Source organism: Melittangium boletus DSM 14713 (assembly GCF_002305855.1).
GTDB lineage: Bacteria > Myxococcota > Myxococcia > Myxococcales > Myxococcaceae > Cystobacter > Cystobacter boletus.
The window spans coordinates 5,461,618-5,481,567 of the sequence record NZ_CP022163.1; the positions used below are offsets into that span (position 1 = coordinate 5,461,618).

Annotated in this window: 16 protein-coding genes and 1 pseudogene; 8 read left to right on the forward strand and 9 right to left on the reverse strand. The window is 69.0% G+C overall.

Annotation, left to right across the window (positions count from 1 at the left end; genetic code table 11):
• Window positions 1-30: 30 nt before the first annotated feature.
• Window positions 31-1,377, reverse strand: coding sequence for a TolC family protein (locus MEBOL_RS22995; protein ID WP_095979466.1), 1,347 nt, complete (start codon window positions 1,375-1,377; stop codon window positions 31-33).
• Between the two features lie 153 nt (window positions 1,378-1,530).
• Between MEBOL_RS22995 and sitA5 (MEBOL_RS43105) the strand changes: the two genes are divergently transcribed.
• Together sitA5 (MEBOL_RS43105) and MEBOL_RS23005 are read left to right on the forward strand one after the other, a co-directional pair.
• Window positions 1,531-3,135 carry a SitA5 family polymorphic toxin gene (sitA5, locus tag MEBOL_RS43105; RefSeq protein ID WP_483869351.1) on the forward strand — a complete coding sequence of 535 codons (1,605 nt, stop codon included), beginning with the start codon at window positions 1,531-1,533 and terminating at the stop codon, window positions 3,133-3,135.
• Window positions 3,136-3,143: 8 nt separating this feature from the next.
• Window positions 3,144-3,767, forward strand: coding sequence for a hypothetical protein (locus MEBOL_RS23005; protein WP_095979467.1), 624 nt, complete (start codon window positions 3,144-3,146; stop codon window positions 3,765-3,767).
• A gap of 12 nt (window positions 3,768-3,779) precedes the next feature.
• On the opposite strand, the pseudogene MEBOL_RS44130 reads toward MEBOL_RS23005, so the two are convergent.
• Window positions 3,780-4,200 (reverse strand): annotated as a pseudogene (locus MEBOL_RS44130) (AAA-type ATPase lid domain-containing protein); the annotation flags it as partial.
• On the opposite strand from MEBOL_RS44130, the gene MEBOL_RS23015 reads away from it, so the two are divergent.
• The 4 genes from MEBOL_RS23015 to MEBOL_RS23030 all read left to right on the forward strand — a co-directional run bounded on the left by MEBOL_RS23015 (window position 4,178) and on the right by MEBOL_RS23030 (window position 8,959).
• Window positions 4,178-4,417: a transposase gene (locus MEBOL_RS23015; protein WP_170115407.1), complete on the forward strand. Its 240-nt coding sequence runs from the start codon at window positions 4,178-4,180 to the stop codon at window positions 4,415-4,417. The pseudogene MEBOL_RS44130 and the gene MEBOL_RS23015 overlap by 23 nt on opposite strands.
• Before the next feature lie 105 nt (window positions 4,418-4,522).
• The gene (locus MEBOL_RS23020) at window positions 4,523-6,667 is read left to right on the forward strand and encodes a DUF262 domain-containing protein (RefSeq protein ID WP_157775385.1); all 2,145 of its coding nucleotides are present in this window, start codon (window positions 4,523-4,525) and stop codon (window positions 6,665-6,667) included.
• Between the two features lie 73 nt (window positions 6,668-6,740).
• Complete coding sequence (sitA5, locus tag MEBOL_RS43115; protein ID WP_342747652.1) at window positions 6,741-8,321, forward strand: SitA5 family polymorphic toxin; 1,581 nt, start codon at window positions 6,741-6,743, stop codon at window positions 8,319-8,321.
• Between the two features lie 11 nt (window positions 8,322-8,332).
• Window positions 8,333-8,959, forward strand: a complete 627-nt coding sequence (locus tag MEBOL_RS23030) for a pentapeptide repeat-containing protein (protein WP_095982944.1) — start codon at window positions 8,333-8,335, stop codon at window positions 8,957-8,959.
• A gap of 12 nt (window positions 8,960-8,971) precedes the next feature.
• On the opposite strand, the gene MEBOL_RS23035 is transcribed toward MEBOL_RS23030, so the two are convergent.
• Genes MEBOL_RS23035 through purF form a run of 3 tightly spaced genes read right to left on the reverse strand, consistent with a single transcriptional unit; the run spans window position 8,972 to window position 13,381 of the window.
• Window positions 8,972-10,339: a sigma-54-dependent transcriptional regulator gene (locus MEBOL_RS23035; protein ID WP_095979470.1), complete on the reverse strand. Its 1,368-nt coding sequence runs from the start codon at window positions 10,337-10,339 to the stop codon at window positions 8,972-8,974.
• Window positions 10,336-11,961 (reverse strand): sensor histidine kinase, encoded by a 1,626-nt coding sequence (locus MEBOL_RS23040; protein ID WP_095979471.1) that lies wholly within the window; start codon window positions 11,959-11,961, stop codon window positions 10,336-10,338. Before MEBOL_RS23040 ends, MEBOL_RS23035 begins: the two co-directional genes overlap by 4 nt.
• A gap of 22 nt (window positions 11,962-11,983) precedes the next feature.
• Window positions 11,984-13,381, reverse strand: a complete 1,398-nt coding sequence (purF, locus tag MEBOL_RS23045) for an amidophosphoribosyltransferase (protein WP_095979472.1) — start codon at window positions 13,379-13,381, stop codon at window positions 11,984-11,986.
• Between the two features lie 148 nt (window positions 13,382-13,529).
• Between purF and MEBOL_RS23050 the strand changes: the two genes are divergently transcribed.
• Window positions 13,530-14,837 (forward strand): hypothetical protein, encoded by a 1,308-nt coding sequence (locus MEBOL_RS23050; RefSeq protein WP_095979473.1) that lies wholly within the window; start codon window positions 13,530-13,532, stop codon window positions 14,835-14,837.
• Here the strand turns inward: MEBOL_RS23050 and yhbY are convergent.
• The 3 genes from yhbY to MEBOL_RS23065 all read right to left on the reverse strand — a co-directional run bounded on the left by yhbY (window position 14,834) and on the right by MEBOL_RS23065 (window position 18,441).
• Complete coding sequence (yhbY, locus tag MEBOL_RS23055; protein WP_095979474.1) at window positions 14,834-15,124, reverse strand: ribosome assembly RNA-binding protein YhbY; 291 nt, start codon at window positions 15,122-15,124, stop codon at window positions 14,834-14,836. The genes MEBOL_RS23050 and yhbY overlap by 4 nt on opposite strands.
• A gap of 55 nt (window positions 15,125-15,179) precedes the next feature.
• On the reverse strand, window positions 15,180-17,549 hold the full coding sequence (locus MEBOL_RS43745) for a J domain-containing protein (protein ID WP_095979475.1): 2,370 nt from the start codon (window positions 17,547-17,549) through the stop codon (window positions 15,180-15,182).
• 85 nt (window positions 17,550-17,634) lie between these two features.
• Window positions 17,635-18,441 carry a hypothetical protein gene (locus MEBOL_RS23065; protein WP_095979476.1) on the reverse strand — a complete coding sequence of 269 codons (807 nt, stop codon included), beginning with the start codon at window positions 18,439-18,441 and terminating at the stop codon, window positions 17,635-17,637.
• Window positions 18,442-18,526: 85 nt separating this feature from the next.
• Between MEBOL_RS23065 and MEBOL_RS23070 the strand changes: the two genes are divergently transcribed.
• Window positions 18,527-19,294, forward strand: a complete 768-nt coding sequence (locus tag MEBOL_RS23070) for a TSUP family transporter (RefSeq protein ID WP_095979477.1) — start codon at window positions 18,527-18,529, stop codon at window positions 19,292-19,294.
• A gap of 10 nt (window positions 19,295-19,304) precedes the next feature.
• Here the strand turns inward: MEBOL_RS23070 and MEBOL_RS23075 are convergent, their stop codons facing one another.
• Window positions 19,305-19,820 (reverse strand): YfbM family protein, encoded by a 516-nt coding sequence (locus tag MEBOL_RS23075; protein ID WP_095982945.1) that lies wholly within the window; start codon window positions 19,818-19,820, stop codon window positions 19,305-19,307.
• Window positions 19,821-19,950: the final 130 nt, after the last annotated feature.

Consider the following 19,950-nt stretch of genomic DNA (forward strand, 5'->3'; position numbering starts at 1 on the left):
GTTCCGGGAGGGGAAGGGAAGAGCGGAGGGTCAGAAGTGCGCGCGCAGCTCGGCGGGGGCCTGGGGGCCGGTGGCATGGGCCCGGTCGAGCGCCACCGAGAGGCGGAAGGCGTTGAGGTCGAGCTCCGCGGCGTCGAGGAGGAGCTGGCCATAGGTGCGGCGCGCGAAGAGCAGGTCCTGCAGCGAGGCGCCTCCCGCCTTCACCGCGGCGTCCAGCCGCTCCACCAGCGTGGAGGCGAGGGGCAGGTTCTGCTGGCGCACCCGCTGGCGCCGGCGCTCGAGCGCGTCGCGCTGGGCGGTGAGTGCCCGCAGGTCACGCTGGGCCTGGGCGGTGAGTTGCTGCCGCGTGCGCTCGGCGGCCTCGGCCTGGGCGCTCGCGAGGCGCGCGGATGCCTGGCCGTGATCGAAGACCGGCAGGGGAAAGGACATCCCCACGAAGAGGGAGTCGAGCTGGTTGCCCGACTCGGTGAAGCGGTCATGGACATACCCGGCGCGGAACGTGGGGTCCGGCACCCAGCCGCGCCGCGCGAGCGTGAGGTCCGCCTGGGCGCTCTGGCGCTGGGCCTGGAGCGCACGCAGGTCGGGCCGCTGCTGGACGTCTCCGGGCTCGGAGGCTGGACGCGCCAGGCGCCGGGTGAGGAAGGCGGCCGCCGTCTCCCGGTGGTCGAAGGGCACGCACGCGAGGCCCGCCACGCGCGAGCACTCCAGCAGGGCCTCGGTCAGATGGCTGTGCTCCTCGGCGAGCTGCCCCTGCAACTGGGCCTCCTCGAGCACCGCCCGGTCCACGTCCAGGCCCGCGGTGTCGCCGCGCTGCTGACGGATGCGCTGCAACTCGGTGAGCCGGGCCGCGTCGGTGGTCAGCCGCTCCAGCTCGTCCAGGCGCACCTGCGCGGTGGCCACCGCCGCCACGCGCTCCAGCAAGTCATAGGTGCGCTCGCGCAACTCCGACTGCACGTCGAGCGCGGTGGACGCGAGCGCGGCGCGCGCGGATTGTTGCCGGGGGCCCCGCTTGCCCAGCTCCACGAGCTGCGAGATGCCCGCCTGGTAATTGGGCACGTCTCGCAGGCGGTGGAGCCCCGGCGGGTTGGTGGGGCCGAGCGGCAGCGTGTTCCAGGAGAGATCCAACTCGGGGTTGGGCAGCAGCCGGGTGCGCGTCAGGTCCGCCTGGGCCGAGTCCACGCGGGAGCGCGCCTGGGTGAACTCGGTGGAGCGCTCCCACAGCAACTGGGCGAGTCCGTCCTCGTCGGGCAGGGAGTCCAGGGAGAGCGAGTCACGGGTAGCGGCGGCCGATGGAGCAACGGCGGCCGTGGACCCGGCGGAGGCGGTGGAGGCCCCGAGGAGCAGACAGGAGAGGAACAGGGACGGAACGCGGCGCAAGGACAGGGCTCCCAGTGGGTTCTGGGCTGTCCCTGGGCAACATCCGTGCCCATTCGCTTCCAAATGATTCCGAGGGGTTGGCCTCGCCCCCCACTTCAAGGAACTTGCAGACGCGGGGCGGACTTCAAGATCCTTGCATTGAAGAATCCTTCAATGGCTGTCCGGAAGAGGTGCGGTGTGTCCACGCAGGGTGTGCGACGAAGCTCGGAGTGCGGCGTGTGGGTGCTGCTGGTGCTGGTGCTGCACGCGGCGTGTGTCACGGGAGTACCGCGCACGACTCCGGGCCAGAGAGGACGGCAAGAGGCGCCGAGGGTCACGTACGACGTGGACGTGATGGAGGCGGGGAGGGTGGAGCCGAAACCGGTGGCGGTGTCCCCGGCGGAGTTTCAGCGGGCGGTGAGGGTGCTGGCGAGAGAGGTGCGGTGGAAGGGCACTCCGCGAGAGGCGGCGCGAGCGCTGCTGGAGGTGGCGGAAGAGGCGAGAGAAGCCGAGCGCGTGAGGATGGAGGGGGAGTGGAGGGCGGAGGGAGCGAGAGGCCAGGTGTACTCGTTGGTGCCGGTGAGCCAGACGGGGCCGGTGCCGCTCACGCCGGAGGCGGAGGAGGCGCTGAGGGCGAGGTACGTGGGGTGGTGCGAGAAGAGAGGAGGCGGGGATTGCCTGGGCCTGTTGGAGGACGGGCCGTACCTGGGGATGGAGGACAGGAGGACGTGGGCGCTGGCGCTGGCGATGGGCCCGGTGCTGGACGAGACACGCGAGGCGCTGGCGCACGAGGTGTTGGATGTGAGGGGCGTGGTGGCGCTGGTGGTGTGGACGGTGTCGCTCTACTGCATGGCGTGGGTGGTGCCCGAGCCGACGGTGAAGGCAGTGGCCGCGAGCCTGACGGTAATGTTGGTGGCGTGGTTGGGGTTGGACACGGTGTGGGGGTTGATGGAGGGGTGGATGAGGCTGGCCACCCGAGCGCACGAGGCGAGCACCTTCGGGGAGTTGAGGGAGGCGGGCGAGGAGTACGCGAAGGTATTGGGAGGGAGCGCGGCGCGGGTGCTGGTGTTGGCGGTGGGGGCGCTGATGGGGCACACGGTGGGCCAGGTGGCGGCGAGGGTGAAGGCGCTGCCGGGATTCACGTCGGCGGGGGCGAGGTGGGAGGCGCAGCGGGGCGGGGCCGAGGTGATGGGGCGAGTGGACGTCAGCGCGCGGGACGCGCTGGTGGCGGCGGTGGAGACGGTGGAGTGGGTGGCGGCGACGCCAGGCGGAGCGCTGGCGGTGGTGCAGTTGAAGAAGGGAGGGGGCTCGGCGGGAGGTGGCCGAGGCACGGGGACGGTGCTACGGCACCGGGGAGGCAACCGGCAGATGGTGCTGGGCAACGGGCAGCGCTGGCACTTGCCGAGAGGAAAGTCGGAGGGAGACATCCCGGCCGAGGATGTGGTGGGGGATGAGCTCCAGAAGGCGGTGACGGAAGCGGCGAGGAAGTGGACGCCCAACGAACTCACCCTCAATGAGCAACGCGCCATCGAGAAGGCGCTGAGAGAAGGTGAGTACTGGCTGGCGCGCCTATTGGAGCGGGAGGCTCGGGGCCGCTTTGTGGAGACGGAGGTGGGGAAGCGGTTCAAGCATCTCTACGACTTCAACCGGAACAAGGGAGTTGATGTGATTGACCCCGCGACGGGCCGAAAATACGAGATTCTTTCCGGGACGGAGTCGAACCTGGCACGGCATGGCAGACGCATGGCGGGCGAGTTCTTCCGGATGCTCACCTTTTGAGGGGGCGGATGCTCTTCACCAAGGTCTTCTATGAGGACAAGGAAATCGAGAACGAGAGACTGGAGCTGACCGACAAGGGGTCGCTCTATTTTCTCGGCTCCAACCTGACGTTGCGGAATTGCACAATCGTTTTGAAGGTGCCGGCTCGGAACTTCTTCATCGACGGAGTTCGCTTCATCGATTGCACCTTCGATGTGAAGCAGGAGTTGAAGAACTTCCAGCAATGGGTGCATGGCTCTCTCAAGGGTTGCCGCTTCACAGGTCGTTTGTCGGGAAATTCCTTCGGGCACTGGCCCCACTACGCGGACGGTTGGGAGCACGGCGCCATCGAGGACTGTGACTTCTCCGAGGCGCGTCTGAATGGCTGCCGCTTCATGGGGTGCGATCCGAGCACCCTGCGCCTGCCCGGCTGGCCCCATTTCACTGTGTTGGATCCGGTCCACCGGGCGCCTGAACTGCTCCGCGTTCCCTGGCCGGGCCGACATGGAGACGTCACCGTGGGTGTGCTCAACAAGCAGCCTCCGGGCACCGCGGCCGTGACGATGTTCGCCCCTATCATCGCCAAGGAGGACGAGTCCACCGAGGAGGAGATCCGGGCTCACATCGAGCGCTTCGACTTCATCCGTTTCTGAGGCGTCGGTGCGTCAGGACCCCTCGCCCAGGCGCTTGAGGAAGGTGGGGTAGGACAGGCCGAGCACCTTGGCCGCTTCCATGCGCCGGCCTCCCAGGCGCTCCAGCACCCAGCGGGTATAGAGGCGTTCCACGTCCTTGAGCGCGCGAGGAGGACCCGCGAGCATGAGCGAGGGCATGGGCTTGCCGCCTTGCAGGACATCCAGTTCCAGCTCGGGGCCGGACTCCATCACCAGGGCGCGCTCGATGATGTTGCGCAGCTCGCGCACGTTGCCAGGGAAGGGGTAGGTGGCGAGCCGGGCGCGCGCGAGCCCCGAGCGTGGCGTCCTTGCGGCCCAACTCCCGGCGCAGGTCCGCGAGGATTCCCTCGGCCAGGGGGAGGATGTCCTCGTGCTGTTCGCGCAGTGGCGGGATGTCGATGCGGAAGACGCCCAACAACCTGGTGGAGCGCCAGCTGCGCGACCTGGTGCTGGGACGCAAAAACCACTACGGCTCCAAGTCCCTGCGCGGCACCGAGGTAGCCGCCCTCTTCTACTCGCTGATTGAGACGGCTCGTCTGGGCGGTGAGGACCCGGGGCGCTACCTGCTGCGCGCCGCGCTCGCCGCCATCGACAACCCCGGCACCGTCACGCTCCCCTCCAGCTCCGACTGAACACGCCTTCGCGCCTCGTCTTGAGACCCGGGCGTGCTCGCCCTGTCCAGACGGGGCACGGCGAGCTGTTACGATGATATCATCGGCTCTCACCGAGGGCCGACGATGAAGATCTATGATGAGGGTGCTGAGTCACTACACGAGATCCTGAGAGCCGCCAGTTCCGACCAGGGCGCGACCTTGCTGGTGCCCGACCTCCAGCGCCCGTACGTGTGGAGCCCGAGCCAGGTCACGCTTCTCGTCGACTCTTTACTTCGCGGCTGGCCGTTCGGCACGCTGCTGCTTTGGAGCGTCCATAAGGAGGATCTCGCAGGTATCCCGTCGCGGCCGTTTTGGCGCATCGCTGACCGTACTGACGAGTTTGATGACGCGCAGGTCAGTAAGAGCAACCCACCTGCGCAGTTCCGCATGGTCCTCGACGGCCAGCAACGATTGCAGAGCCTCCTGCTCGCATTCGGTGGCGACAGTTGGGGCTTTCGTCTCCTGGACCAGGAATGGTCGATGGTCCTGGACGCCGAGCGCCCCAAGGGCAAGAACGCGAAGCGCCACTGGTCACTTGGCCACTTGTCTCTCGACGTGTGGGCGTTCCGTGAGCGTGTGAAGGAAGTGGGGGGCGTCGGGAACGTCGACTTCCGCGATGTCTTGTCGTGGGTCGTGCAGAGCCCAAATGACGGGCGTTCCACGCTGTCGCGCCCGGCAAACTACAAGCATCCGATTGCCAGCGCGCTCGACGCCGAGAACAAGGGGCGCTTTGTTCGCCTCAGTCGGCTGTGGGATCTCGCGTCCACGCAGCCCGGACTCTTCGAGCAGCACTTCCGACAGAAACTCAAGCCGCTCCTCAGTGCGCACGACGTCCCCAAGGAAATCATCGAGGACGTGCTCGTGCCGCTTGCCGAACTCGTAGTCACCCTGGTCAGCATCAAGCAATCGAAGGTCTCATATCTTCAACTCTCGCCGTTCGATGCCGAGGTGATCAACCAAGACGTCTACAACGACGCCATCGTCAACATTTTCACGCGACTCAACACCGCTGGTCGCGCGCTTACGCGCCAAGAAATCACCTTCGCGTGGATCAAAACCGGATGGGATGCCAGCAAGACCAGCAACCGCACGGCGGGACGATGCTTCGAAGACCTGAACGAAGCGCTTGCCGCCGCAGGTGTCTCCATCGACATCGACGCGCTCGTTGGTTTGGTGTCCGCCATGTGGTCGGTGCTCCATCGAGACGGCGCCTTGCTCACGGCGACCGACCTTCTTCGCGGCGAAAAAGTGCGGCCAATGGCCCAGGACCTCGTGAAGAACTGGGACATCTTGGTCGCTAACGCCGTGGAAGGTGCGCAGCTCGTCCAAGACCGTGGATTCCGGTTCGGTGAGCACTATCGTTCGCTCAATGTCCTCACGCTACTGCTTGCGTGGCGATTGCTCGGACGTTGGTGGCTTGAGGCGCATCCTTTGTCGGTCGCAGACCGCGATGGGTTTGAGAAGTCCCTTGATGTTGCATTCAAGGACCACTGCGACCGTTGGATTCTGCTGTCGCAATGGTCGGGCCGATGGGTCAAATCGACCGACAAGGCCTTCGCGGAATACACCAAGGACTTGGCCACCGACTGGTCGAAGCTCGCCGTGCTCGCCTCGCCGGACGACGTCATTGGTGCGCTCAAGACTCGCATGGATGTGTGGATTGGAGCGCTACAGGCAGAGTCGTCCAAGTACATCGATGACCTCGCCGTGCTCACGCGCAACCGCGTGCATGATTATTACCTGCCGCTATGGCTCTGGCACCGGCTCGATGCGCAGCGCTGGAAGGCATCTGCCCTTCCGTTGCGTGAGTCGAAGCGCGGCAGCCCGAGTCTCGACGTCGACCACATCGTGGCCGTGAAGCTCTGGGAGACCTTGCCTGGAGCGCAGGCGCAAGCGCAGGCGGACGCCGATGACGAGTCTGCGCTGAGCGCCGACGACCTGTCGACGACGATGAACGCTCTCGGCAACTGCTGCTTGCTTGAGAAGTCCTTCAACATCGCGAAGAGCGCGGAGTCGCTCCGCGCGTTCTTGGAGCGAGTTCACGAGTTCAAGACCGGGCAGCTCAAGGTGGACGACTGGACGAGGGAACTTGGCGTGGACGCGATGTTGGTCGACCCTAGCGACAAGCCTGCGGTCGACGTGCGACTGGTCGTCGAAGCGCGAACCACCGCGATGAAAGCCGAACTCAAGGAATATCTTGTCGGCACGCGGCAGCGCGCCGACGTGTAACGCACAACCTGCGGATTCGCTTTCCTCATGTCCGTTTCGACATGAATTCTAAGTCCCCGGCGGGGGAGGTGGTGTGGACAGCAAGCGGGTGAGGTGGCGAGGCTCGGAGTGCGGCGTGTGGGTGCTGCTGGTGCTGGTGCTGCACGCGGCGTGTGTCACGGGAGTACCGCGCACGACTCCGGGCCAGAGAGGACGGCAAGAGGCGCCGAGGGTCACGTACGACGTGGACGTGATGGAGGCGGGGAGGGTGGAGCCGAAACCGGTGGCGGTGTCCCCGGCGGAGTTTCAGCGGGCGGTGAGGGTGCTGGCGAGAGAGGTGCGGTGGAAGGGCACTCCGCGAGAGGCGGCGCGAGCGCTGCTGGAGGTGGCGGAAGAGGCGAGAGAAGCCGAGCGCGTGAGGATGGAGGGGGAGTGGAGGGCGGAGGGAGCGAGAGGCCAGGTGTACTCGTTGGTGCCGGTGAGCCAGACGGGGCCGGTGCCGCTCACGCCGGAGGCGGAGGAGGCGCTGAGGGCGAGGTACGTGGGGTGGTGCGAGAAGAGAGGAGGCGGGGATTGCCTGGGCCTGTTGGAGGACGGGCCGTACCTGGGGATGGAGGACAGGAGGACGTGGGCGCTGGCGCTGGCGATGGGCCCGGTGCTGGACGAGACACGCGAGGCGCTGGCGCACGAGGTGTTGGATGTGAGGGGCGTGGTGGCGCTGGTGGTGTGGACGGTGTCGCTCTACTGCATGGCGTGGGTGGTGCCCGAGCCGACGGTGAAGGCAGTGGCCGCGAGCCTGACGGTAATGTTGGTGGCGTGGTTGGGGTTGGACACGGTGTGGGGGTTGATGGAGGGGTGGATGAGGCTGGCCACCCGAGCGCACGAGGCGAGCACCTTCGGGGAGTTGAGGGAGGCGGGCGAGGAGTACGCGAAGGTATTGGGAGGGAGCGCGGCGCGGGTGCTGGTGTTGGCGGTGGGGGCGCTGATGGGGCACACGGTGGGCCAGGTGGCGGCGAGGGTGAAGGCGCTGCCGGGATTCACGTCGGCGGGGGCGAGGTGGGAGGCGCAGCGGGGCGGGGCCGAGGTGATGGGGCGAGTGGACGTCAGCGCGCGGGACGCGCTGGTGGCGGCGGTGGAGACGGTGGAGTGGGTGGCGGCGACGCCAGGCGGAGCGCTGGCGGTGGTGCAGTTGAAGAAGGGAGGGGGCTCGGCGGGAGGTGGCCGAGGCACGGGGACGGTGCTACGGCACCGGGGAGGCAACCGGCAGATGGTGCTGGGCAACGGGCAGCGCTGGCACTTGCCGAGAGGAAAGTCGGAGGGAGACATCCCGGCCGAGGATGTGGTGGGGGATGAGCTCCAGAAGGCGGTGACGGAAGCGGCGAGGAAGTGGACGCCCAACGAACTCACCCTCAATGAGCAACGCGCCATCGAGAAGGCGCTGAGAGAAGGTGAGTACTGGCTGGCGCGCCTATTGGAGCGGGAGGCCCGCGGGCGTTTCGTCCACACGCAGGTCAGGACGCGTTTCGAGGGACTTTTCCGATTCAATCACCGAGGTGTGGACGTAATTGATCCCAATACGGGTCACAGGTACGAGATTCTTTCCGGGACAGAGTCGAATCTGGCGCGACATGGCAGGCGCATGGCGGGCGAGTTCTTTCGGATGCTCACTTTCTGAGGGGGTTGAAGATGGGATGGCTCGAAAATGTCATCTTCAAGGATCAGGAAATCGAAGGCAGACGGTTGGAGCTGACCGATAAAAACTCGCTCTACTATCTCAGCGTTGGTTTGGTGGTGAGGAATTGCACCATCGTGTTGAAGGTGTCCGCGAAGAACCTGATCATCAATCAGTCGAGTTTCATCGGCTGTACCTTCGAGGTGAAGCAGGAGTTGAAGAATCACCAATCATGGGTGAATGCGTCACTGAAAGGTTGCCGGTTCACGGGGCGTTTGTCGGGGTGTACCTTTGGGTACTGGCCCGACTCCGCGAGCGGATGGGAGCACGGCGCCATCGAGGACTGTGACTTCTCCGAGGCGCGTCTGAATGGCTGTCGCTTCATGGGGTGCGATCCGAGCACCCTGCGCTTGCCTGGGTGGCCCCATTTCACCGTGTTGGATCCGGTCCACCGGGCTCCTGAACTGCTCCGCGTTCCCTGGCCGGGCCGACATGGAGACGTCACCGTGGGCGTGCTCAACAAGCAGCCTCCGGGCACCGCGGCCGTGACGATGTTCGCCCCCATCATCGCCAAGGAGGACGAGTCCACCGAGGAGGAGATCCGGGCTCACATCGAGCGCTTCGACTTCATCCGTTTCTGAGGCGTTGGTGCGTCAGGAGCCCTCGCCCAGGCGCTTGAGGAAGGTGGGGTAGGACAGGCCGAGCACCTTGGCCGCTTCCATGCGCCGGCCTCCCAGGCGCTCCAGCACCCAGCGGGTATAGAGGCGTTCCACGTCCTCGAGCGCGCGAGGAGGGCCCGCGAGCACGAAGGACTCCGGGTCCATGTCGGGCACGGCCGCCGCCAGCGAGGGCATGGGCTTGCCGCCTTGCAGGACATCCAGTTCCAGCTCAGGGCCGGACTCCATCACCAGGGCGCGCTCGATGATGTTGCGCAGCTCGCGCACGTTGCCAGGGAAGGGGTAGGTGGCGAGCCGGGCGCGCGCGCGAGCCCCGAGCATGGCGTCCTTGCGGCCCAACTCCCGGCGCAGGTCCGCGAGGATTCCCTCGGCCAGGGGGAGGATGTCCTCGTGCCGTTCGCGCAGCGGCGGAATGTCGATGCGGAAGACGCCCAGGCGGAACCACAGGTCCTCGCGGAATTCCCCGCGCGCCATGAGCGCGGGCAGGTCCCGGTTGGTGGCCGCCACGATGCGCGCGCTGCTGGAGTGCTCGGTGGTGCCGCCCAGGCGCCGGAAGCGGCCCGAGTCGAGGAACGTGAGGAGCTTGGCCTGCAGGCCCAGGGGCAGCTCGCCCACCTCGTCGAGGAAGAGCGTTCCCCCATGCGCGACCTCCACCAGGCCGCGGCGCGTGGTGCGAGCGTCGGTGAAGGCGCCCTTCTCGTGGCCGAACAGCTCGCTCTCCACCGTCTGCTCGGGCAGGGCCGCGCAGTTGACGTGCACGAAAGGGGTGTCCTCGTTCTGGAAGGACAGGGCATGCAGGTGGCGCGCGAGCATCTCCTTGCCCGCGCCCGTCTCGCCCAGCAGCAACACCGCGCTGCGGGGCGAGGCGGCGATGCGCTCAAGCGCCGCGAGCACCCGTTGCATGGCCGCCGACGCGGGAGGAATGAGCCTGCGGCGGCCGGACAGTTCGGCCTCGGCCGCGGCCAGCCGGTCCTTCAACCGGCCCGTGTCCAGGGCGCGGCGCACGCGCAAGACCAGGTCGGCGAGCTCCACGGGCTTGGCCACGTAGTCCGCGGCCCCCGCGCGCACCGCGTCCACCGCGCTCGCGATGTCTCCGTGCGCCGTCACCATCACCACCCCGGCGCCGGGGACGTGGCTCTTGAGCTCGGACAGGAAGGTGAGCCCGTCCCCATCCGGCAGCCGTCGATCGAGCACCACCAGGGCGGGGGTGAGGCGTGCGAGCGCGGCGCGGGCCTCGTGCAGCGAGCGCGCCAGGGTGACGGCGTAGCCCTCGCGTTGCAGGGCCGCCGCGCCCAGCGACGAGAAGGCCCGGTCATCGTCCACGAAGAGGAGGGGAGGGCTCATGGCGGGGACTCCGGAACGGTCAACGGCAGCCGCACGCTGAAGCGGCTGCCGCCGGGAATGCGGGAGAAGGTGAGCTGCCCGTCCTGCGCCTCCACCGCGCGCCGGGTCATGGACAGGCCCAGGCCCACCCCCTTGGGCTTGGTGGTGACGAAGGGCTCGAAGAGCCGGCCCTCGAAGTCCGCCGGGGGTCCGCCCGCGTTGTCCTCCACGTCCACCACGGCGTGGGTTTCCTCTCGCCGCACGTGCACGCGCACCTCGGGCGAGTCCAGCTGGCCCAGGTCCTTGGCCGCCACGGTGGCTTCCATGGCGTTGCGCACCAGGTTGTCCAGCGCCGTGGCGAGCAGCAGGGGGTCCCCCGTGAGGCTCAAGCTCTCGGGCAGATGGGCGTCCAGGTGGACCTCCTCGGCCTCGGGCAGCACGCGCAGGCCGTCGAGCACCTCGCGCACCAGGTGCGGCAGGTCCACGGGGGTGCGTTGCACGCGCGGCGGCTTGCCGAAGTGCAGCAGCGAGGTGGCCAGGTGCGCGAGCCTGTCGATCTGCCCGCGCAGGGTGCGCACCGCGAGGGCCTGCTCCTCTCCGGGCGAGAGCATGCCGGTGGCCACCTTGAGGCCATTGAGCGAGTTCTTCACCTCGTGGGCGATGAGGCTCGCGGCCGAGCCGAGCGCCGCCATCGTCTCCTTCTCCGCCGCGCGCCGCTCCATCTCCAGGAAGAGCCGGTAGACACGCCGCCAGTGCAGGACGAAGAGCAGCAGCGTGCCCACCTGCAGCACGACGATCACCAGCAACTGGGTGAGCAGCCGTTCGCGGATGGTGGTCATGCTGGACGTCTCATCCGCGGCGAGCACCAGGCGCAGCTCGGTGCCGGGCACGGGCGTGGCCCAGGCGAACACCTCTCCTCGGCCCGTCTCCATCTCCTGGCCCCGCTCGGAGAGCAGCGTCTCCACCTTGGCGGCGAAGCCCTTCGTGGTGGCCCACTCCGGAGGTGCGTAGGGGATGAAGAGATCGCCCTCCCGGTTGAGCACCAGGAGCGTCAGGTGCTCGCGCGTGGGCCGCGCGCCGGGGAGATCCGCGTTCGCGTCGAGCAGTCCGGCCAGCACGCCCAGCGTCTTGCGCTCGCGCACGATCGGCACGGCGACGACGAAGGTGGAGGAGCCTGGACTGAGCGCGTCGACGACGGGCACTTGCTGGACGAGGAGCTGCTGGAACCAGGCGCGCGTGAGCAGGGGGCTGCCGCTCAAGAGCCGGGGCGGCTCGCTCCAGCGCACCTCGCCCGAGGCGTCCATCAGGATGATGCCTTGCCGGAACAGGCCCGTGTTGGGTCCGGTGAGGTCCTGCACGTCCTCGAGCGAGCGTTCCTGTTGGAGATCCGGCCCCACGCCCAGGGCCACGCGGGCCAGCTCCGACTTGAGCAGTTGCAGGTGCAGTCCCAGGGATTGGGCATACACCCGGCCCTCGCGCGCCACGCGGGAGCGGAACTGGTGGCGCATCTCGTCGACATCGCTCTGGTAGGACAGGAGCGGGCCGGCCAGGGCCACCAGGCCCAGCAGGAAGAGGCCCGCGAGGACCGAGCGGGTGAAGCGCCGCTCGGCGGCATGCGGCTCGGAGTGGCGAGGGCTTTCCATTGCCCGGGAGGAGGCGCTCGGCTCAGGCACTGACGAGCTTCGGCGTGGACTTCACCTCGTCGGGCACACTCGGCCCCAGGTTTCCCGTGAGGTACTGGCCGGAGAAGCACGCCGTGCAGAAGGTGGTGCGCTCGCGGTCACCCACCGCGGTGCCCAGGCCGTCCAGGGAGATGTAGCCCAGCGAGTCCGCCGTCACGTAGCGGGCGATCTCCTCCACGGAGTGGCTGGAGGCGATGAGCTCCTGGCGGCTCGGCGTGTCGATGCCGTAGTAGCAGGGCCACTGGGTGGGCGGAGAGGAGATGCGCAGGTGCACCTCCACCGCGCCCGCGGCCTTGAGCATCTTCACGATCTTCCGGCTCGTGGTGCCGCGCACGATGGAGTCATCCACCACCACCACGCGCTTGCCCTTGAGCACCTGGCGCACCGCGGACAACTTGAGCTTCACGCCGAAGTGGCGGATGGACTGCTGGGGCTCGATGAAGGTGCGGCCCACGTAGTGGCTGCGGATGAGTCCCACGTCATAGGGAATGCCGCTCGCCTGCGCGTAGCCGATGGCCGCGGGCACGCCCGAGTCCGGTACCGCGATGACCAGGTCCGCGCCCGGCACGGGCTGCTCGCGCGCCAGTTGCCGGCCCAGCTCCTTGCGCGTCTCGTACACGCTCGAGCCGAAGAGGACGGAGTCCGGCTTGGCGAAGTACACGTGCTCGAAGATGCACCGGCCCTGGCGCGAGGGCGCGAAGGGGTGGCTCGTGCGCATGCCGCCCTCGTCGATGACGACCATCTCCCCCACTTCGATCTCGCGGATGAACTCCGCCTCGATGAGGTCCAGCGCCGTCGTCTCGCTCGCCAGCACCCAGCTGTTCTTGAGCCGCCCGAGCACGAGGGGCCGGAAGCCGAACGGATCCCTCACCGCCACGAGCTTCTTCTCGGTGAGGAACAAGAGGCTGTAGGCGCCCTTCACCCGGCCCAGGGCCTCCACCACCTTCTGCTCGAAGGAGGGCTGCTTGGAGCGGGCGATGAGGTGGATGACGACCTCGGTGTCCGAGTCCGACTGGAAGATGGCGCCATCGGCCTCGAGCGCCTTCTTCAGCTCCTCGGCGTTGACGAGGTTGCCGTTGTGCGCCACCGCCATCTGGCCGCCCACGTATTCCACCGTGAGGGGCTGGGCGTTCTTGAGCCGGCTGACGCCCGCCGTGGAGTAGCGCACGTGGCCGATGGCCGCGCCTCCCGGAAGGTCCTCGATCACGGGCGCGGTGAAGATGTCCGCCACGAGCCCCATCTCCCGGTGCGCGCGCAGATTTTCTCCATCCGAGGCGACGATGCCCGCGGACTCCTGCCCCCGGTGCTGCAGGGCATGCAGGCCGAGGTAGGTCAGGTTGGAAGCCTCTGGGTGGCCGACGATTCCGAAGATTCCACACATGCCGCGTGCCTTACCCCCTTCGGGTGCTGAACGGAACTCAAGAACGGCTTTCTTGCGCAGGGGTATTCCTGTGGGGAGGAGTCGGAGGCAGGCGGGCGGGCCCATTCCTCTCGGGAATTTCCTGGCTCCCGTTAGGCTATGGCTCCCCATGTCCACCTCGTGGCGCCACCGGCTGCGCTCCTTGCTCCCCCTCACGTTGTTGACGATCGGGTCGGCCTACGCGCTCGCCTCGTGGAACTGGTGCGGCCGCTGGCCGGAGGAGGCCCCCACCCTCCTGGGCCGGGCACGCGCCGAGGGGCCCTGGAAGGCGGGGGCGGCGAAGGTGGCCCTGGCGCCGCCCTACCCGGTGGCCGTGGCGGGCTATGGGCTTCCGCTGCCCGAGGCGAGTGGGGCGGGATTGCCTCCCCAGGCGCGCGCGGTGGTGCTGGCGGTGGGCGAGCTCAAGGTGGGGCTGGTGTCGTTGGAGTTGATGCTGGTTCCCGACCCGCTCGTGGCCGCGGTGCGCGAGCGGAGCGCGCCCCTGGGGCTCAACGCCGTGCTGGTGGTCGCCACCCACACACATTCCTCGTTTGGCGGGTATGACGCGCGGCTCGCCTCCCAACTGGCGGGGACGGGACGGTACCGCGAGGACTCCTTGAAGGCGGCGGCGGTGGGCGCGAGCGAGGCCCTGGCTCAGGCGGCCTCCCGGCTCACGGACGTCACCCTCGAGGTGGGCGAGGCGCGCGAGCCGGGCCTCGTGCGCTCGCGCTCGGGCGGTGACGTGCCGGAGGGGGCGCTGACCCGCGTGGTGCTGCGGGGCACGCAAGGGCCCGTGGCGGAGCTGCTGCACTTCGCCTCGCACCCCACGCTGGTGCCGCGCAAGCGCGACGTGGTGGACCCGGACTGGCCCGGACGCCTGAGCCAGTTGCGCGAGGCGACGGGGGGCGTGACGTTGATGTTGCAGGGCGCCGCGGGCAACGCCTCGGCGGTGTGGGAGGGGGCCGAGGGGCTGGAGAAGGTGGCGGGCTACGCGAAGGCCGTGGCGGAGCTGGCGGGGAAGGCGGAACCGGTGGCGGCGGAGGGGCCCCTGGCGCTGGGCTACGCGCGGGTGTCCGTGGCGCTGCCCAGGCCGGATGCGTCCCGTCTGGCGCCCGGGTACGCGCGGGCGGCGGGGGACAATCTCCTGTGCGCCTCGTCCGCGCGCACGGTGGAGGTGGGCGCGTTGACGCTCGGGCCGCTCCACTGGCTGCTCATGCCGGGGGAGCCCACCGTGCAGGCGGGCTCGGCCCTGGCGCGCCGCACGGGGGCGAGTGGGGTGCTGGGGCTCGTGGACGGATACGTGGGCTACGTGGAGACGCCCGAGCGCGTGGAAGCCCGCGAGGGTGAGTCCCGCCGTCAGTACTTCGGTCCCCGGCTCTTGGAGCGGCTGGGCGATGGCGCGGAGCTGGCCGCCCGCGAGGCGGGCTTCCCCCACTAGAACTTCGGGAACTTGGAGTCCTCGTCCCGCTTCTTGAAGAGCAGCACGGTGCGGCCCAGCAACTGCACGAGTTCGGCCTCCGCGCCCTGGGCCAGCTTCTCGGCGGCCTCGTGGCGCTCCTCGGGGCCCTCGTTGATCTTCACCTTGATGAGCTCGTGGTCGTGGAGCGCCTGGTTGACGGCACCGATGATGCCCTCGCTCACGCCCGACTGGCCCACGATGACCACCGGCTCCAGGTGATGTCCCAGCGCGCGCAGTTCGCGGCGCTGCTTTCCGGTCAACGGCAAGATTGCTTCTCCTCGAAGGGGGGAGCGCACGGTGGCGCTCCCGGGGTGGCGCACCCTACTTCTTTTGTGCCGCCATGCGGATCTCCCGCTGCGCGTCGATGTGGTTGGGTTGCAGTTCCACGGTCTTCTGGAAGGACTTGAGCGCCCCGCTCATGTCCCCGCACAGCTTGGCGATGACGCCCAGGAAGTAGTGCCCGGCGGCGACCTTGTCGTTCTTCTTCAGGCACACCTGGATGTCGCGGAAGGCCTCGTTGAAGCCCGCCTTCTTGTCCTCGAAGGTGAAGAAGCGGGCGTAACCCCGCCAGGCGTAGAACTCGGGCTCCTCGGGATTGAGCTGGATGGCCTCGTCGAGCAGCTTGGCCGCGTCGGCGAACTTGCGGTTCTTGATGAAGATGCCCGCTCGGCGGAAGAGATCCTCGCTCTTGAGGATGCCCTCCACGTCCACCTCGGCCTCCTTGCTGCCGCCGTGCTTGAGATCCTCGATATAGGCCGCGCGGCTCTTCTCGTCCGCGAGCGCGCGGTGGGCCTCGCCGATGTAGGCGAAGATGTCGGCCTTGAGCTTCTCCAGCTCGGGCGGCGCGCCGGGAGGCAGCGTGTCCGGGTGGTACTGCTTGGCCAGCTTGAAGTAGGCGATCTTCACCGCCGGGCCGTTGGTGTCCGCGCCCACGCCCAGGCGCTCGAAGTGGTTCTGCTCCTTCATCTTCTGGGCGAGTTCCCGCAGGGCGGGGATTTCACCCGCGCCAGGCGCGGAGCCGGGGGAGGCCGGAGCGGCCGCGGCGCTCGGAGCGGCGGGTTTGGCCGCCGGAACTGGAGCTGGAGCCTGGGCAGCGGGTGGCGCACCCGGGGCGGCGGGTTTGGCGACCGGGTGCGTTCCTGTCGTGGCGGGCCTGGCGGCGGGCGCTGTCGGAGGCGCGCCCGGAGCGGCGGGCTTCGCGACCGGATGTGTCCCCGTCGTGGCGGGCTTGGCGGCGGGCGCCGTCGGAGGAGCGCCGGGCGCGGCGGGTTTGGCGACCGGGTGCGTGCCCGTCGTGGCGGGCTTGGGGGCGGGCACTGTCGGAGGGGCGCCGGGAGCGGCGGGCTTCGCGACCGGATGTGTCCCCGTCGTGGCGGGCTTGGCGGCGGGTGCCTGAGCGGGGCCGGGGGCCGGCGTGCGCGGGGTGGCGAAGGACACGCCCCCGAGTTCCTTCAGGAGGAACACGAGCCGCAGCAGGTGCTCGGCGTCCTGGGGCAGCTCATGGAGGAACTGGGCCGTGGAGCGCACCCCGTCGATGAGGGCGAGCACGCGCACCTCGTGAGGGGTGAGGCGCAGGTCTCCGGTGGCCACGCGCCCGTTGGACTTCATCACGGGCAGGGCGAGCACGGGCTGGAGCAGGCGGTGCAAGTCCGCGGTGGGGATGCGGCGCACCAGGTCGCCGAGGACCGCCCACTTGTTGCCCAGCGGCATGGCCTTGGCGGCGGGGAGATCCTTGAGTTCGAAGGTGAAGGAGCCCGTTTCGGCGCGCAGACCCTTGAGGAGGATGCCCTGGGCGCGTTGCGCGAGCTGGGTGAAGGCCGAGGCGGGTTGGAGCAGGCCCAGACCGAAGAGGGCCGCGAGCACCTCGCCGCCGAAGCGGTTCTTGGCGGCCTCGGCCTGCTGGTATTGCTCCGGGGTGACGAGCTTGTTGCGCAGGAGCCAGGTGCCCAGCGCGTCGTCGGGGTGGGAGGACTCGATGAGCTCGGGGTTGCCCTTGCGGAAGTGGATGCCGACGGTGCTATCGGCCAGGACGAGCGAGAGCAGACCCGTGTGATTGCCCGCGGCGATGAGGCCGTAGAGGCGCACGGGCGAATGGGTCGCGAGCGAACCACTGGCGGGCGGTGCCTCGGACATGTCCGGCGCGGGGGAGGGAGGCGCGCTCGCGGTCACGGGGGCGGCGGGAGTGGGTGCCCCCGCGGGAGGCGGCGCACCGGGAGCGGGAGGCCGGGCGGCGGTGGGCGCACCGGGAGGCGGGCGGGGCGCGCCGGGAGGCGGAGCACCCGGACGGGCGCCGGGGCCCGCGGTGGGAACTCCGGGCCGGGCGGTGGCGCCGGGACCCGCGATGGGGACGCCCGCGGGACGTGGGATGCCAGGCCCCGCGACGGGGACTCCGGCGGGAGCGGGGGCTCCTCCGGGTGCCTGGGGGGCGGCCGCCACGGGAGCGGCGGTGGTCGCGGCGGGCCTGGCGGGGCCGGGCGGCACGACGTCTCCCCACATCTCGCGCGGGAAACTGTCGCGCAGGTGCGGAAAGCGCCCGGGGAGGGCGAAATTGATGCCGTCCTCGGACACCTGGAGCCGGCCCTGGATGGCTCCATTGTCGATGAGCAGCTCGATGGTGGGCAGTTCGAGGGGACCCCAGATGGCCCCCTTGTCATTGCGCACGAAGTATTGCCGGACGTCTCCCTCCGCCATCTGGGATGTGCTCCTTGGGTAAGCTCCGCTCACCCTAACCTCGCCTTCGGATCAGGGAAAGCAAGCTGCCGTGCCCCTCGCTTACTTAAGGGCGGGTGTCCAGCGTGGCCATGCCGAGGATGTTGAGGCAGGCGGGATCCGCGTCCTGGGCGGTGGGCGGATCGAAGCAGTGCACCTCGGTATCGAACACCTTGCACATTCCCTTGGGCGAGGCCGCGCAGGCCGCCTTGGCGTAGGCCTTGGTGCAGCCGTAGCCGCACACCGGGTGACCATCATTCAATCCGCACTGCAGGGGGGGCAGCGACTTGCCCCAGGCACAGAGCGTCTGGGCGGTCGGGTCGAAGCACTTGAGCTGGATGCCATCGCTCTTGCAGACGCCCATGGGGGTGTTGCTACAGGCGACATGGCCGGCGCCCAGGGTGCACTTGTAGCCGCAGGCCACTTCCTGGTCGTACGCGCGGCACTCGGCGCGCGGCGTGTCCTTGCCATGGACGGCGTACACCTCGGGCGGAGGATCGAAGCACTCCACCTCGCCGGCGCGGGTGCCGCAGATGCCGGCGGGCGTGCGCGCGCACTTCACCTTGCCGGCCTGGGTCGCGCACTGATAGCCGCACGCCACCTGTCCGTCGATGGTCTTGCACTCGAAGGCGGGCAGGGCGGTGCCGTAGATGCGGACGATGTAGGCGGGCGGATCGAAACACACCGCCTGGCCATCGATGACCTGACAGGAGCCCTGGGGCGTCTGCGCGCACCGCACCCGTTGCCCATCCGACTTGCACTGGTAGCCGCACGCCACGTGCCCATCGATGGAGCGGCAGGTGGGCCCGGCGGCATCCACGGGCGCGGCCGTCAGCAGCGCGAGCGTCATCATGGAGACAAGGGACGTGAGCACGGGGGTCCTCGGTCGCTAGGGGGAATCCCGATTGACGCCCAGAGACAGCGCGCGCGCAAGCTTTGGTCATGGTAGGTGCCCGCGCGTGGACTTGACTCCTCTCCAGATTGTCCTGTTGTGCGTCGCGGCCCTCACGGCTGGCACGGTGGATGCCATCGCGGGTGGAGGAGGGCTCGTGTCCCTGCCCGCCCTCCTGTCGACGGGCATGCCCCCGCACGTGGCGCTCGGGACCAACAAGGGTCAGTCCGTGTTCGGTGCGTTCGCCGCGCTGGTGCGCTTCTGGCGCGCCGGGCTGGTGCGCGGCAACCTGGCCTCCATCACCTTTCCCCTGGGCCTGGTGGGCTCGTTGCTGGGCACGGGACTGGTGCTGCTCATGCGGCCGGAAGTCCTCAAGCCCGTGGTGCTCGCGCTGCTGGTGGTGGTGGCCGTCTTCCTGGCCTTCCGCCGGGGCCCTCCACCGGGGGTCCGGCCCGAGCCGCCGCTCGCGCGCATGAAGGCCCTGGGGGCGGTCATCGCGCTCCTCATCGGCGTCTATGACGGCTTCTTCGGCCCCGGTACGGGGACGTTCCTCATCATCGCGTTCTCGGGACTGCTCGGGCACTCGCTGACGCACGCCTCGGCGGACGCCAAGGTGGTCAACTTCGCGACGAACCTGTCGGCGGTGGCGCTCTTCTCCTACCGGGGCCTGGTGCTCTGGCACGTGGCGCTGCCCATGGCGGCGGCCCAGTTCACCGGGGCCTGGATGGGTGCTCACCTCGCCGTGCGCGGTGGCGACAAGCTCGTGCGCAAGGTGGTGCTGGGCGTGGTGGTGGCGCTCGTGCTCAAGCTGGGCCGGGACGTGCTCGCCGGGTGAGGCCGCGCGCTCAGCCGATGAACACCAGCAGGCCCTGGCCCCGCTTCGCCACCCGGGCGGTGAAGTCGCGCAGCTCCTCGAAGTAGGACAGCAGCTCCTCCTGGGGATCCAGATCGGGCGGCGGCTCCTCCCAGAAGCCCGGGTAGATGTCCTCTTGCTGCATCCGCGCGGGCGCGTAGCGCTGGCGCAGCGTGCTCGGGGAAATCGCCTGGAGCGCCTTGGACAACTCCTTCACCTGGGCGGAGGTGAAGAGGCGCGCGGTGCCCTCGTCCGAGGGAATGTCGCCCACGTCCTCGCCTCCCCGCACGAGGAAGTCCAGCGGCGCCTGGCCATCCCACGCCGTGCCCGTGAGCAGGTACTGCAGGCCGTGCCACGTCTCGCCGATGTCCAACTCCTGGAAGCGCGCGCCCTCGCCGTCTCCGAAGTCCTCCTCGTCATCGATGAAGGCCTCGAGCTGGCCGGGTGCCGCGAGCAGCGCCTGGCGCTGGGTCTCCGTCAGGCTGCGCAACGTGCAGAGCATTTCCATGCGGGTCAGACCTCCAAGGGGTTCACGTCGAAGCGGGCCGCCGTCCCCGTCCTCGCCTGTAATCCAGGAGCCGCTTCCAGGGAACGTGGGATTCGAGGAGGGCCGGGCCGCCTGGGGATGGAGCCGCTCG

Excerpts from the sequence above, each read along its gene's own strand:
- MEBOL_RS23050 (WP_095979473.1), top strand. The coding sequence starts at position 13,530 with ATGTCCACCTCGTGGCGCCACCGGCTGCGCTCCTTGCTCCCCCTCACG.
- MEBOL_RS23030 (WP_095982944.1), top strand. The coding sequence starts at position 8,333 with ATGGGATGGCTCGAAAATGTCATCTTCAAGGATCAGGAAATCGAAGGC.
- MEBOL_RS43745 (WP_095979475.1), bottom strand. The coding sequence starts at position 17,549 with ATGGCGGAGGGAGACGTCCGGCAATACTTCGTGCGCAATGACAAGGGG.
- MEBOL_RS23005 (WP_095979467.1), top strand. The coding sequence starts at position 3,144 with ATGCTCTTCACCAAGGTCTTCTATGAGGACAAGGAAATCGAGAACGAG.
- MEBOL_RS23075 (WP_095982945.1), bottom strand. The coding sequence starts at position 19,820 with ATGGAAATGCTCTGCACGTTGCGCAGCCTGACGGAGACCCAGCGCCAG.
- MEBOL_RS23015 (WP_170115407.1), top strand. The coding sequence starts at position 4,178 with ATGTCGATGCGGAAGACGCCCAACAACCTGGTGGAGCGCCAGCTGCGC.
- MEBOL_RS23020 (WP_157775385.1), top strand. The coding sequence starts at position 4,523 with ATGAAGATCTATGATGAGGGTGCTGAGTCACTACACGAGATCCTGAGA.
- MEBOL_RS23040 (WP_095979471.1), bottom strand. The coding sequence starts at position 11,961 with ATGGAAAGCCCTCGCCACTCCGAGCCGCATGCCGCCGAGCGGCGCTTC.
- MEBOL_RS23035 (WP_095979470.1), bottom strand. The coding sequence starts at position 10,339 with ATGAGCCCTCCCCTCCTCTTCGTGGACGATGACCGGGCCTTCTCGTCG.
- purF (WP_095979472.1), bottom strand. The coding sequence starts at position 13,381 with ATGTGTGGAATCTTCGGAATCGTCGGCCACCCAGAGGCTTCCAACCTG.
- sitA5 (WP_483869351.1), top strand. The coding sequence starts at position 1,531 with ATGGCTGTCCGGAAGAGGTGCGGTGTGTCCACGCAGGGTGTGCGACGA.